The 13564-nt window shown below is 62.1% G+C and carries 11 protein-coding genes; 5 read left to right on the top strand and 6 right to left on the bottom strand.

The window, feature by feature from the left end; translation table 11 throughout:
* Nucleotides 1-8: 8 nt before the first annotated feature.
* From pgi to ACX1DW_RS21885, 5 genes are all read left to right on the top strand, one after another.
* Nucleotides 9-1673: a glucose-6-phosphate isomerase gene (gene pgi, locus ACX1DW_RS21905; protein WP_458992373.1), complete on the top strand. Its 1665-nt coding sequence runs from the start codon at nt 9-11 to the stop codon at nt 1671-1673.
* Nucleotides 1674-1803: 130 nt separating this feature from the next.
* A complete protein-coding gene (locus tag ACX1DW_RS21900) occupies nt 1804-2682 on the top strand; it encodes an oxygenase MpaB family protein (RefSeq protein ID WP_458992372.1) in 879 nt (292 codons plus the stop codon).
* Between the two features lie 125 nt (nt 2683-2807).
* Complete coding sequence (locus tag ACX1DW_RS21895; protein WP_458992371.1) at nt 2808-5699, top strand: DUF748 domain-containing protein; 2892 nt, start codon at nt 2808-2810, stop codon at nt 5697-5699.
* Nucleotides 5696-5983, top strand: coding sequence for a DUF2845 domain-containing protein (locus ACX1DW_RS21890; RefSeq protein WP_063541293.1), 288 nt, complete (start codon nt 5696-5698; stop codon nt 5981-5983). The genes ACX1DW_RS21895 and ACX1DW_RS21890 overlap by 4 nt, the downstream gene beginning before the upstream one ends.
* 15 nt (nt 5984-5998) lie before the next feature.
* A complete protein-coding gene (locus ACX1DW_RS21885) occupies nt 5999-6307 on the top strand; it encodes a DUF2845 domain-containing protein (RefSeq protein WP_270053943.1) in 309 nt (102 codons plus the stop codon).
* 57 nt (nt 6308-6364) lie between these two features.
* Here the strand turns inward: ACX1DW_RS21885 and ACX1DW_RS21880 are convergent, their stop codons facing one another.
* From ACX1DW_RS21880 to infB, 6 genes are all read right to left on the bottom strand, one after another.
* A complete protein-coding gene (locus tag ACX1DW_RS21880; protein WP_102838535.1) occupies nt 6365-6733 on the bottom strand; it encodes a BON domain-containing protein in 369 nt (122 codons plus the stop codon).
* A gap of 252 nt (nt 6734-6985) precedes the next feature.
* Nucleotides 6986-9091, bottom strand: coding sequence for a polyribonucleotide nucleotidyltransferase (pnp, locus tag ACX1DW_RS21875; RefSeq protein ID WP_102838536.1), 2106 nt, complete (start codon nt 9089-9091; stop codon nt 6986-6988).
* 165 nt (nt 9092-9256) lie between these two features.
* A complete protein-coding gene (gene rpsO / locus ACX1DW_RS21870; protein ID WP_003293213.1) occupies nt 9257-9526 on the bottom strand; it encodes a 30S ribosomal protein S15 in 270 nt (89 codons plus the stop codon).
* Nucleotides 9527-9640: 114 nt separating this feature from the next.
* The gene (gene truB, locus ACX1DW_RS21865; RefSeq protein WP_133455722.1) at nt 9641-10558 is read right to left on the bottom strand and encodes a tRNA pseudouridine(55) synthase TruB; all 918 of its coding nucleotides are present in this window, start codon (nt 10556-10558) and stop codon (nt 9641-9643) included.
* Between the two features lie 2 nt (nt 10559-10560).
* Nucleotides 10561-10950, bottom strand: coding sequence for a 30S ribosome-binding factor RbfA (gene rbfA / locus ACX1DW_RS21860; protein WP_090523108.1), 390 nt, complete (start codon nt 10948-10950; stop codon nt 10561-10563).
* 102 nt (nt 10951-11052) lie between these two features.
* Nucleotides 11053-13551: a translation initiation factor IF-2 gene (gene infB / locus ACX1DW_RS21855; RefSeq protein ID WP_133455721.1), complete on the bottom strand. Its 2499-nt coding sequence runs from the start codon at nt 13549-13551 to the stop codon at nt 11053-11055.
* Nucleotides 13552-13564: the final 13 nt, after the last annotated feature.

Raw genomic sequence — 13564 nt, 5'->3', positions numbered from 1 at the left:
GCATCACCATGAGCTACTACCAGCATCCGCTCGATGTCACCGGCCTGCCGTCCTGGAAGGCCCTGGAAGAACACCGCCTGGCCATGCAGAACTTCAGCATGCGCGAAGCATTCAAGGCCGACCCGACCCGCTTCGCTGACCTGTCGGTTTCCTGCAGCGGCCTGTTTCTGGACTACTCGAAAAACCTCATCACGCCCGAAACCCGCACCCTGCTGGTCAACCTGGCCCGCGAGGCCGGGGTCGAGCAAGCCGCGCACGCCATGTTCGAAGGCGAACGCATCAACGCCTCGGAAAACCGACCGGTGCTGCACACGGCCCTGCGCCGCCCCATGGGCGACTCGGTGATGGTCGACGGCAGGAACGTCATGCGTGACGTGCACACTGCCCTGGCGCAGATGACCGACATCGTTACTCGCATCCACAACAACCTGTGGCGCGGCTTCAGCGACAAGACCATCACCGACGTGGTGAACATCGGTATCGGCGGCTCGTTCCTCGGCCCGCAACTGGTCTCCGAGGCGCTGCTGCCCTTCACCCAGCACGGCGTGCGTACGCACTACCTGGCCAACATCGACGGCAGCGAATTCCGCGAAGTGACCGCCAAGCTGAATGTCGAGACCACGCTGTTCATCATTTCCAGCAAGACCTTCGGTACCCTCGAGACACTGAAGAACGCCCAGGCTGCGCGCACCTGGTATCTAGGCAAGGGCGGCACCGAAGAGAAGCTCTACCGCCACTTCATCGCCGTCACCAGCAACAAGCAGGCGGCCATCGACTTCGGCATTCGCGAAAAGAACATCTTCCCGATGTGGGACTGGGTCGGCGGGCGCTACTCGCTCTGGTCGGCGATCGGTCTGCCCATCGCCCTGGCCATCGGCATGTCCAACTTCAAGGATCTGCTGTCCGGTGCCTACAGCATGGACCAGCACTTCCTCAGCGAGCCTTTCGAAAGCAACATGCCGGTGCTGCTGGCGATGCTCGGCATCTGGTACCACAACTTCTGGGGTGCGCAGAGTTACGCTTTCCTGCCCTACGACCATTACCTGCGTAACTTCGTCAAGCACCTGCAGCAGATGGACATGGAGTCCAACGGCAAGAGCGTGCGCCAGGATGGCACGCCGGTGACTTACAGCACCGGCCCGGTGATCTGGGGCGGCGTCGGCTGCAATGGCCAGCATGCCTACCACCAACTGCTGCACCAAGGCACACCGCTGATTCCGGCCGACTTCATCGTGCCGGTGGTCAGCCACAATCCAGTGGCCGATCACCATGAATGGCTCTACGCCAACTGCCTGTCGCAGAGCCAGGCGCTGATGCGCGGCAAGACCCGCGAGGAAGCCGAAGCAGAACTGCGCGCCAAAGGCCTTAACGAAGATGAGATTCAGCGCCTGGCGCCGCACAAGGTGATCCCGGGCAATCGACCGAGCAACACCTTGGTGATGGAGACCATCAGCCCCGGCCGCCTCGGTGCGCTGATTGCGCTATACGAGCACAAGGTATTCGTCCAGGGCGTGATCTGGGGTATCAACTCCTTTGACCAGTGGGGCGTCGAGCTCGGCAAGGATCTTGGCAAGGCGGTCTACAATCAGATGACCCGCTTCGATGCCGCACCGGCCGAAGACGCTTCGACCCAGGGTCTGATCGACTTCTTCCGCGGTCGCCACCGCGGCTGATAAGCCCTCTCGACCGGACAGCGCGCGCCGCTGTCCGGTCTTCTTGCCCTCCTTTTACCCCGCCAACTGGCGAGCCCTCTGCGCCTCTTCAGGTACCATCGCCGCTTGCCAAGCCACCAGCGCTGTCGCCATGGAATTCCTCCGCCGTCATATCGAAACCCGCGTGCTCAGCCTAACCGGCCTGGCGATTGGCGGTGTCGACTACGAAAACCCTCCGGGCGATCCCGGCCTGTTCGGGCCTGAGTCAGTGTGCTGGCGCGTGCATGGCGACTTCACCTCGATGATGGTCGGCGGGATCTCTGCACTGCTATTGCAAGCGCTGCACCCATTGGCGCTGTCGGGCGTCTGGGATCATTCGAACTTTCGCGAGGACCTGCTCGGCCGTCTGCGGCGTACCGGGCAGTTCATCGCCGCCACGACGTTCGGCAGCCACGCCGATGCCGAACGCCTGATCGAGCGGGTCCGACGCATCCACCTGGACGTGGCCGGGACGGCACCGGATGGTCGACCCTACGCCGCCTCCGATCCCGACCTGCTGACCTGGGTGCATGTCGCCGAAGTCAGCAGCTTTCTCAAATCGCACCTGCGCTACCGCGACCCCAGTCTCTGCGCAGCCGACCAGGATCGCTACTACGCCGAGGTCGCACTGATTGCCGAGCGGCTCGGCGCCAGTGAAGTTCCACGCTCGCGCGCCGAAGTCGAGGCGTACCTCGAACGGCTCCGCCCGCAGCTGCGGATCGACGAACGCGCCCTGGAGATCCTGCGCATACTGCGCACCGCTCCGGCACCAAGCCCACTGCTACGGCCGTTCGGCACGCTAATGTTGCACGCTGGCGTTGAGTTGCTGCCGGAATGGGCCGCAGCCATGTTCGGCATATCGCTGAGCGACGCGCGCCGTCAGCTGCTTCGCAGCGGCGTACGCAGTACCGCACCAGCGCTACGCTGGGCAGTACGCAATGCCTCGGTGCATCGCGCACGCCGACGCATGGGCTTGCCGCCACGCGGCTGAGGCGCATGCCGCGTCCGCCATCGCCAATCTGCGGCGCGCTGCCCAATGCCCATATCGGGCCGATTCGGGAACCGCGCACCCATGCCATACTCCAAGGCAACCATCCGCCAGGAATACTTCCGGTCATGCCCAATGGAATGAAGCGAGCGTTCAGCGGCCTGGCGCTCGTGCTGATCTGCTACAGCCTGCTTGGCTTCCTGATCCTGCCAGGCATTGCCCAGCGCATCGCTAATCAGCAGCTTGCGGCCTACGCGACGGTGCCGGCCAGTCTGCAACGTGTCGAGTTCAATCCCTTCAGCCTTGAGCTCTCCCTGTTCGACCTGCGCATCGGTGACGAGAATGATCGCCCGCTGGCCTTCGAGCAGCTCTACCTCGATCTGCAATGGGCGAGCCTCTGGCAACGTACGCTGCACCTGGCTACCCTCGAGTTGGTGGCACCGCATACCGAAGTCCGTGTTGCCAATGACGGCACCCTGAACCTCAGTCACCTCTTCGATATTCCTCCCGCAGAGCCGTCCGACGACGGCGAACGCGACCTGCTCGCGCTGCGCATCGACCAGTTGCGGCTGGTACGCGGCCACGTCGCTTTCGAGGATCGGCGCCCGAGCGAGCCCATCGAGCTGGTCTACGACTCCCTGGACCTCGAGCTGCACAACCTCGCCACCCGCAGCGACGACAGCGCCGACGCACGCCTCACCGCCAGCGGCGCGAGTGGCGGACGCATCGATTGGCAAGGCGACCTCAGCTTGCAGCCGCTAGCCTCCCGCGGCCAGCTGCAGATCAGCAAGCTACCGCTCGAGGCCTTCTGGCCCTACGTGCGCGACGCAGCGCCACTGGTTCTGCAGGATGGCAACATCGACCTGAGTACCGGCTACCGCCTCGATCTCAGCGACGGCCTGGCCCTGACGCTGGATAACGCCCAGGCCACCCTGGCGCCGCTGGCCCTCGACAGCCCGGACGGGCGCAAGCTGGTGCGCCTGGAGCGCCTGGAGCTGAGCGAAACGACGCTGGACCTGGCCAGGCGGCAGGTCAGTATCGGCAAGCTGCGCAGCCGCAACCTGGAAACCTGGGCCGCCCGTGAAGCCGATGGCGAGCTGGACTGGCAGAAGCTGTTCGCCACAAGTGCGTCCCCGTCGAATGCCGACGACCAGACTCCGGACAGCGAAGCCCGGAAATCTGGCGAACCATGGCAGGTATTGCTGCACGATGCTCAGCTGCGTGATTACCGGGTGCACCTGACCGATCGCGTCCCGGATGAGGAGGTCGAGCTGGAGCTCGGCCCGCTGAACCTGGACATCAGCGATTTCGACAGCCTAGCTACCCGCCCCTTCTCGCTGAAGCTGGACACGGGGGTCGGCAAGCAGGGGACGCTCCAGGCCCAGGGACAGCTGCAGCTCAGCCCGGTCAGCGGTGAGCTGGCAGTAACCACCCGCGACATAGACCTGCGCATCGCTCAGGCCTACCTCAGCCCACTGGTGAGCCTGGAGCTACGCAGCGGCATGCTCAGCAGCGAACTGCAGGTCAACCTGCAGGGCATCGAGCCATTGGCGTTCAACGTTCGCGGTAGTGTCGACGCCACGCAGCTGCACACGCTCGATACCATCAACAATCGCGACTTCATCAAATGGCAGCGGCTGCAGCTCAACGGTCTCGATTACCAGCACCCACGGAGCCTGGAAATCGAACGGATCGATCTGAACCAACCCTACGCCCGCTTCATCATCAACCCAGATCTGAGCACCAACATCAACGACCTGCTGGTCGAGCGCAGCGAATCGACCGCGCAAGAGGCTTCCAAGGAGCAGGCCTCGGAACCATTGGCCATCCGCATCGGCGGCATCGCCATCGTCGACGGATCGGCCAACTTCGCCGACTTCAGCCTGCGCCCGCCCTTCGTCACCGCCATCCAGTCGCTCAATGGCGACATTGGCACGCTGGACAATCGCGAGCAGAAGCCAGCCTCAGTGAACATTGCCGGCAAGGTGGATCAGTACGCACCCGTGAGCATCAAGGGCAGCCTGACGCCCTTCGACCCGCTGCAGCGCCTGGATATCGCCACCAGTTTCCGCCAGGTCGAGCTGACCACCCTGACGCCTTATGCAGGCAAGTTTGCTGGCTATCGGATCCGCAAGGGACGCCTCAACCTGGACCTGCACTATCGCATCCAGAACGGCCAGCTGAACGCCGACAACAAGGTGGTCCTGGAGCAGTTGCAACTCGGCGAAAAGGTGGACAGTCCCGACGCGGTGGATCTGCCGGTACGCTTGGCGGTCGCACTACTGAAGGACAGCAACGGCACGATCTCCATCGAGCTGCCCGTGCAGGGCGACCTGAACAATCCGCAGTTCAGCGTCATGCCGATCATCTGGCAAACGTTGCGCAACCTGATGGTGCGTGCGGCCAAAGCCCCGTTCAAGTTCATCGCCGGGCTGGCTGGTGGCGACCAGAGCGACCTGAGCCACATCGATTTTGCTCCGGGCAACAGCGAACTGGACCCAGCGGCGCGCCAGACCCTGGATACCCTGGCCGCCGGGCTGAAACAGCGACCCGGGCTGCGTCTTGAGATCGAAGGCATGAGCGCCACGGCAACGGACGGCCCGCTCCTCGCCGAACAACGTCTACAGGACGAGTATCGCCAGATTCAGTACCGTATCCTGCAGCGCCGAGGCGACAAGGTACCGTCCGATCCCGCGCAGCTTACCGTGGACGAGCAGGATCAGGCGCCGCTTCTGGAGGGCATCTATCGCAGCCGGCTGAAGCAACAACCTCCAGCGGAATGGAGCGACCTGGAAAGTGAAACCCGAGCCCAGCACCTTCGCCAAGCGATCATCGATTCCTGGGCACAGAGTCCTGCCTTGCTACGCCGTCTGAGTCGTGAGCGCGCTGCCTCGATCAAGAGCTATCTCGTCCAGGCCGGGCTGACACCAGAGCGCATCTACCTGCTGGATACCGGTACTACCGAGGCCGGCAGCGACGGCCGGATTGCTACAACCCTGAATTTGGGAAGCGAAGAATGAAGAAAGGATACTTGCTCGCCGCCCTGCTGATCAGCGCGAGTGCCACGGCCGACACGCTACGCTGCGGCAATCAGCTGGTCACTACCGGCGATCGCACCTTCGAAGTCGAGCGCAAATGCGGTGCGCCGCAACACCGCGACGTCGTCGGCTATCGCCTGGGCCGGCATGACCGTCATGAGCTTATGCTGGAAGAATGGGTCTACGGGCCGCGTAACGGAATGCTCAGCATTCTGACTTTCGAAGGCAACCGCCTGGTACGCATCGAAACCCGTCGAGCCAACTGAGTCTGGAGCCAACCAATGGTCCGTCACCTGTCCGCCGCCCTACTCGCCCTGCTTTCGGCCAGTTTCCTCGCCGAAGCCTCATCGACCTATCGCTGCAACAGCCGGCTGGTGAGCCTGGATGCCAGCACGGCAGAGGTTCGCAGCAAGTGCGGCGAGCCGGCCAGCAGTTCGCTGATCGGCTATAAGCAGGTTATCGACGACTATGGCTACGCTCAGGAGGTGCCGGTCGAAGAGTGGGTCTATGGGCCCAACCACGGCATGCTTCACTTCCTGCGCTTCGAAGGCAACAGGCTCCGACAGATCGAGAGCCAGCGAGGAAACTAGCCCCAATGCAAAACCCCGCCATTTGGCGGGGTTTCTTAATCTGCGCTGAAAACAGAATCAGTCGACGGCTTTCAGGCCATCAGCGGAGACGTCCTTCACGCCTTCGATGCCACGTGCCTTGGCGATGGCTGCTTCTTTCTCCGCCTCGGTTGCCACTGTACCGGACAGCGAAACGACGCCGTCCTTGGTTTCCACTTCGATATCCATACCCGGAGTCGCATCCTCGGCCAGCAGGGTGGATTTCACCTTGGTGGTGATCCAGGTATCGGAAGCGGCATCACCGGCATCATCCATAGTATTGGCGGCCAGCATGACGGTATCGGTCTTGTCGATGGCAGGCGTGGTATCGGCCAGAGCGGCGCCAGCGAACGGCAGGCTAAGAGCAGCGGCAATGGCGGTGGCAGTCAGTGTCTGAATAGTCTTCATAGATGTCACTCCTGTTCTCGTGGTTTCTGCGGTATGACTCCGAACCGCAGACTCGTGAATAACAGGCGCAAGCTGCATGCCAACTTTTGAAAATATTTTTTACCATAAAAATCAATAAGTTAATTAAACGGCACGTCCTTCTCTCAGTTGCACATTGCAAGTTCATGGCTGTGCGCGCGTGCATCTTGCAATCTCGTGACCCCAGAAACGAGAAAAGGCCCCGAAGGGCCCTTTCATCCACTACAGCACGAATCAGACGCCGGAAGCTTCGGCGGCCGCGACGTCCTTGATCGAAAGCTTGATACGACCGCGGTTGTCCACGTCCAGCACCAACACCTTCACTTCCTGACCTTCCTTCAGTACGTCGGTCACCTTCTCGATGCGCTGATCGCTGATCTGCGAGATGTGCACCAGACCGTCCTTGCCCGGCAGAATGTTGACGAAGGCACCGAAGTCGACGATCCGCTCGACCTTACCCACATAGATCTTGCCGATTTCGGCTTCAGCCGTGATCGACAGCACGCGCTGCTTGGCTGCCTCGGCGGCGTCCTTGGTCTCGCCGAAGATCTTGATCGAGCCATCGTCTTCGATGTCGATCGAGGCTTTGGTCTCTTCGCAGATCGCACGGATGGTGGCGCCGCCCTTGCCGATCACGTCGCGGATCTTGTCCTGGTCGATCTTCATCGCCAGCATGGTCGGTGCGTTGGCCGACAGCTCGCTGCGCGACTGGGCAATGACCTGGTTCATCTGGCCGAGGATGTTCAGGCGCGCTTCCAAGGCCTGGCCCAGAGCGATTTCCATGATCTCTTCGGTGATGCCCTGGATCTTGATGTCCATCTGCAGCGCGGTTACGCCCTTGGCGGTACCAGCAACCTTGAAGTCCATGTCGCCGAGGTGGTCCTCGTCACCGAGAATGTCGGTCAGAACGGCAAACTTCTCGCCTTCCTTCACCAGGCCCATGGCGATACCGGCCACCGGCGCCTTCATCGGCACGCCCGCATCCATCAGTGCCAGCGAGGCACCACAGACCGATGCCATGGAGCTGGAACCGTTGGATTCGGTGATCTCGGAAACCACGCGGATGGTGTACGGGAATTCGTCGGCGCTCGGCAGCATGGCGGCGACGCCGCGACGGGCCAGACGACCGTGGCCGATTTCGCGGCGACCGGTAGCACCCATGCGACCACACTCACCAACCGAGTACGGCGGGAAGTTGTAGTGCAGCATGAAGGGGTCTTTCTTCTCGCCTTCCAGGGTGTCGAGCAGCTGCGCGTCACGGGCAGTACCGAGGGTCGCAACGACCAGGGCCTGGGTTTCGCCACGGGTGAACAGAGCCGAACCGTGGGTCTTGTCGAGCACGCCGACTTCGATGTTCAGCCCGCGAACGGTGCGGGTGTCGCGACCGTCGATGCGCGGCTTGCCGTTGACGATGTTCTCGCGAACGGTGCGGTACTCGATCTCACCGAAGGCATCCTTCACTTCGCCGGCAGACGGCTGGCCTTCTTCACCAGAGAACTTGGCAACGACCTGGTCCTTCAGCTCGCCCAGGCGCGCATAGCGATCCTGCTTGATGGTGATGGTGTAGGCCTGGGAGATGGCTTCACCGAACTCGGCACGGATGGCGTCCAACAGCGCGGTGTTGGCCTGCGGAGCAGTCCAGTCCCAGCGCGGCTTGCCGGCTTCGGCGGCGAGTTCTTCGACCGCCTTGATCACGGCCTGGAACTCGTCATGGGCGAACAGCACGGCGCCCAGCATCTGGTCTTCGGTCAGCTCTTTGGCTTCCGACTCGACCATCAGTACGGCGTCCTTGGTGCCGGCCACGACCATGTCCAGGCTGGAAGCCTTGAGCTGCTCGTAGTTCGGGTTCAGCAGGTAGCCGGTTTCCGGGTGGAAAGCCACGCGTGCGGCGCCGATCGGGCCGTCGAACGGAATGCCGGAAACAGCCAGGGCGGCCGAAGTACCGATCATCGCAGCGATGTCCGGATCGGTCTTCTTGCTGGTGGAAACAACGGTGCAGATGACCTGCACTTCATTCTGGAAACCTTCCGGGAACAGCGGACGGATCGGGCGATCGATCAGACGCGAGGTCAGGGTTTCCTTCTCGGAAGGACGCGCCTCACGCTTGAAGAAACCACCGGGGATCTTGCCGGCTGCATAGGTCTTCTCCTGGTAATGCACGGAGAGCGGAAAGAACCCCTTGCTCGGATCGGCGGTCTTGGCACCGACCACGGTCACCAGCACGGTGACGTCGTCATCGACGGTGACCAGCACTGCGCCGGAGGCCTGGCGAGCGATACGGCCCGTTTCCAGGGTTACGGTCGACTGACCGAATTGAAACTTCTTGATTACCGGATTCACGGTTTTTCCTTCTCTTTGTTGCCTTGGGGAAATTGGCAGAACGCTCGGGAGTCGGCCCGAAACGACCTGCAAGAAAGCCAAAAGCTGGAAGACCGAAGCTGATTGCAGGGATGTCCCACTTTCAACTTCAGGCTTCCAGCTTCCGGCTTCCAGCGCGGGCGCGTCTTAGCGACGCAGACCCAGACGACCGATCAGGGTGCTGTAACGAGTGGTGTCCTTACCCTTCAGGTAATCCAGCAGCTTGCGGCGCTGGTTAACCATGCGGATCAGACCACGACGCGAGTGGTGATCTTTGCCGTTGGCCTTGAAGTGGTCCTGCAGCTTGTTGATGTTGGCGGTCAGCAGGGCTACCTGCACTTCCGGGGAACCGGTGTCGCCTTCAGCTTGCTTGTACTCGTTAACGATCTGGGCTTTTTCTTCAACGCTCAGTGCCATGATAGGGCTCCTTGAGTGAACAGGCCGGGAATCATCCCGTGTTTAATAAAGAGAAATGACCGTGCCTGCTGACAGCCACCCTCTGACGCAGCGCGCGAACGCGCTGCGTAACGGTCATTCCGACCGAATCAACCGACGTGGCGCAATGCGCCCGTCTTCGCTCACTTCACCGATACCGATGAAGCGACCATTGTTATCCTGTACGCGAACCATGCCGTACTGCGGCGCCTCCGGTGCCCGCACCGGCTGTCCGTGCAGCCAGTAGTAAGCGCTGTGCTCCGACAACTGCAACAACGGCCAATGCTCCAGCCCGCTGTCCACCGGTTGCAAGAATCCATCCAGGGCCTCGGAGCCGCCGTCAGCATGCGCCCGCTCCAGTGTCTCGAGCGTCACCGTCTGCGAAAGGTCGAACGGACCGGCCTGGGTGCGCCTCAGCTCGGCGACATGCGCGCCGCAGCCGAGCAACCGGCCGATGTCTTCCACCAAGGTCCGGATATAGGTGCCCTTGCTGCAGGTCACAGCCAGTCGCGCCTTGTCGCCTTCGAGCGCGAGCAACTCCAAGCGCGCAATATTAACAGAACGCGGCTCGCGCTCCACCACTTCACCGGCACGCGCCAGCTTGTATAGCGGCTGGCCGTCGCGCTTGAGCGCCGAGTACATCGGCGGCACCTGCAGGATATCGCCGCGAAACTGCGGCAGCAGTGCCTCCAGCTGTTCAGGGGTAACCATCACCGGCTTACGCTCCAGAACCTCGCCCTCGGCATCCGCGGTGGTAGTGGTCACGCCGAGCTGCATCACCGTCTCGTAGGCCTTGTCCGCATCCAGAAGGTACTGCGAGAACTTGGTGGCTTCTCCGAAACACAGCGGCAACACCCCGGTCGCCAGTGGATCGAGGCTGCCGGTATGCCCGGCCTTCTCCGCATTGAGCAGCCAGCGAACCTTCTGCAGCGCCGCGTTGGAGGTGAACCCGCGCGGCTTGTCCAGCAGGATGATGCCACTGACATTGCGTCGTACACGCTTGACCTGTGCCACGCTTACTCTCCGCGCTCGTCACTGTGCTTGCGATCTTCGGCCACGGCGCGCTCGATCAGCGAGCTCAGCTCGACACCGCGACGAATGCTGGCGTCGTAGTTGAAGTGCAGTTGCGGAACAGTACGCAGCTTCATGCTCTTGCCCAGCTGCATGCGCAGGAATCCTGCAGCATCGTTGAGGATGCGCAGGTTACCCTTGACCGCTTCCTGATCGTCGTCCTGCCCCATGATGGTGATGAAGATCTTTGCATGGGACAGATCGCGACTGACGTCGACCGCGGTGATGGTAATCAGGCCCAGACGCGGATCCTTGATCTCACGCTGGATAAGCAGCGCCAATTCGCGCTGCATCTGATCGCCGATACGCTGGGTACGACTGAATTCTTTGGCCATAAATTTCTACCCGATTAAAAGCCGAAAGCTGGAAGCTCGAAGCAGTAACCGCACCCAGGCGACCACCGACTCCTTGCTCCCAGCTTTCAGATTGACGCTTGCTTACAGCGAACGCGCCACTTCGACCTTTTCGAACACTTCGATCTTGTCGCCGACCTTGACGTCGTTGTAGCTCTTCACGCCAATGCCGCACTCCATGCCGGCGCGAACCTCGGCGACGTCGTCCTTGAAACGACGCAGCGATTCCAGCTCGCCTTCGAAGATGACGACGTCGTCGCGCAGCACGCGGATCGGACGATTGCGGTGCACCATGCCCTCGGTGACCATGCAGCCGGCAACCGCGCCGAACTTCGGCGAACGGAAGACGTCACGCACTTCGGCAATGCCAAGGATGTTCTCGCGAACGTCGCTGCCGAGCATACCGGTGAGCGCCTTCTTGACGTCCTCGATGATGTCGTAGATGACGTTGTAGTAGCGCATGTCCAGCCCCTCGGCCTCGACGATCTTGCGCGCACCTGCATCGGCACGGACGTTGAAGCCGAACAGCACTGCGTTGGATGCCAGCGCCAGGTTGGCATCGGACTCGGTGATACCACCGACGCCGCCACCGACCACGCGCACCTGCACCTCGTCGTTGCCCAGCCCGTTGAGCGATCCCTGCAGGGCCTCGAGGGAACCGCGTACGTCGGCCTTGAGGACGATGTTCAGCGTCTTCTTCTCGTCCTGCCCCATGGTTTCGAAGATATTTTCCAGCTTGCCGGCATGCGCACGAGCCAACTTCACCTCGCGGAACTTGCCCTGACGGAACAGCGCAACCTCGCGGGCCTTCTTCTCGTCGGCAACCACAGTCAGGTCGTCACCGGCTTCCGGGGTACCATCCAGACCGAGAATCTCGACCGGAATCGCCGGACCGGCTTCTTTCACCGGCTTGCCGTTCTCGTCGAGCATGGCGCGAACACGACCGAAGTTGACGCCGCAAAGAACCATGTCGCCCTGGCGCAGCGTGCCGTCCTGAACCAGCACGGTAGCGACCGGGCCACGACCCTTGTCCAGACGCGATTCGACCACCACGCCACGACCCGGGGCCGACGGCGTCGCTTTCAGCTCGAGGAGCTCGGCCTGCAGCAGTACAGCTTCGAGCAGCTCGTCGACACCAGTACCCATCTTGGCGGATACCGGGATGAACGGAGTATCGCCGCCCCACTCTTCCGGAATCACATCGAGCGCGGCCAGGCCGTTCTTGATGTTGTCCGGGTTGGCGTCCGGCTTATCGATCTTGTTCACCGCGACCACGATCGGAACACCAGCCGCCTTGGCATGCTGTACCGCTTCCTGGGTCTGCGGCATGACGCCGTCATCGGCCGCCACGACCAGGATCACGATGTCCGTGGCCTTGGCACCGCGAGCACGCATGGCGGTAAACGCCGCGTGGCCCGGGGTATCGAGGAAGGTGACCATGCCACGCTCGGTTTCGACGTGATAGGCGCCGATGTGCTGGGTGATACCGCCAGCTTCGCCAACAGCTACCTTGGCACGGCGGATGTAGTCGAGCAGCGAGGTCTTACCGTGGTCGACGTGACCCATGACGGTCACTACCGGCGCACGGGCGACCGACTCGCCTTCGAACTTCAGCAGCTCGGCCAGCTGTTCTTCCAGCGCATTGTCGCTGACCAGCTTGACCTTGTGGCCCAGTTCCTCCGCGACCAGCTGCGCGGTCTCCTGATCCAGCACCTGGTTGATGGTGACCGGAGACCCCATCTTGAACATGAACTTGATGACTTCGGCCGCTTTCACCGACATCTGCTGGGCCAGTTCGGCCACAGTGATGGTCTCGCCGATCGACACTTCGCGCACGACTGGTCCTGTTGGGCTCTGGAACCCATGCTGGTTACGCTTCTTGAGCTTGCTCTTGCCACCGCGACCACCGCGACGGAAGCCATCGGCTTCGTCCTCACCGCTACGCACGGTGCGCGCCAGCGGCGCCTTGGTCTTGAGCGACGGCCGATGCTGCGCATGCTTGCGATCACGACGCTCGTCGTCATCGCTGCGCGGCTTCTCGACACGGCGAGGCTCTTCCTTCTTGCGCTCTGGAGCGGGAGCAGCAGGCTCGACCGCTACCGGCACGGGCTCTCCGCTCGCGGGCTCGACAGGCTGGGCAGGCGCCTCGGCCACGGCCTTGGCTGCATCGGCCTGGCGACGCGCCTCCTCTTCGGCGCGCTCGCGGGCTTCCTGTTCGGCCTTGGCACGCGCGGCTTCCTCGGCAGCACGCTGTTCTTCCAGCTCGCGACGCTTTTCCGCTTCGATTTCTTCAGCGCTGCGCTTGACGAAGGTCTTCTTCTTACGGACCTCTACACTGATGGTCTTGCTGCCACCCACCTTCAACTTGGTAGTGGTTTTGCGCTGCAAGGTAATCTTGCGCGGTTCATCCACCTTCGCCCCATGGCTGCTCTTGAGATGGGCAAGCAGGGCCTGCTTTTCGTTATCGGTCACTACTTGCTCGGCGCTGGTGTGCGACAGTCCTGCCTCACGCATCTGCTGAAGCAGTCGCTCGACCGGTGTGTCGACCACCTGGGCCAGTTCTTTCACCGTGACTTGCGTCATGCATTTCTCTCCT

The sequence above is a fragment of the Stutzerimonas sp. KH-1 genome (assembly GCF_054483855.1).
Note: the sequence above shows the minus strand (reverse complement) of the source record. Positions and strands in the feature narration are given on the sequence as shown.

Excerpts from the sequence above, each read along its gene's own strand:
- pgi (WP_458992373.1), top strand. The coding sequence starts at position 9 with ATGAGCTACTACCAGCATCCGCTCGATGTCACCGGCCTGCCGTCCTGG.
- ACX1DW_RS21900 (WP_458992372.1), top strand. The coding sequence starts at position 1,804 with ATGGAATTCCTCCGCCGTCATATCGAAACCCGCGTGCTCAGCCTAACC.
- ACX1DW_RS21895 (WP_458992371.1), top strand. The coding sequence starts at position 2,808 with ATGCCCAATGGAATGAAGCGAGCGTTCAGCGGCCTGGCGCTCGTGCTG.
- ACX1DW_RS21890 (WP_063541293.1), top strand. The coding sequence starts at position 5,696 with ATGAAGAAAGGATACTTGCTCGCCGCCCTGCTGATCAGCGCGAGTGCC.
- ACX1DW_RS21885 (WP_270053943.1), top strand. The coding sequence starts at position 5,999 with ATGGTCCGTCACCTGTCCGCCGCCCTACTCGCCCTGCTTTCGGCCAGT.
- ACX1DW_RS21880 (WP_102838535.1), bottom strand. The coding sequence starts at position 6,733 with ATGAAGACTATTCAGACACTGACTGCCACCGCCATTGCCGCTGCTCTT.
- rpsO (WP_003293213.1), bottom strand. The coding sequence starts at position 9,526 with ATGGCACTGAGCGTTGAAGAAAAAGCCCAGATCGTTAACGAGTACAAG.
- rbfA (WP_090523108.1), bottom strand. The coding sequence starts at position 10,950 with ATGGCCAAAGAATTCAGTCGTACCCAGCGTATCGGCGATCAGATGCAG.
- infB (WP_133455721.1), bottom strand. The coding sequence starts at position 13,551 with ATGACGCAAGTCACGGTGAAAGAACTGGCCCAGGTGGTCGACACACCG.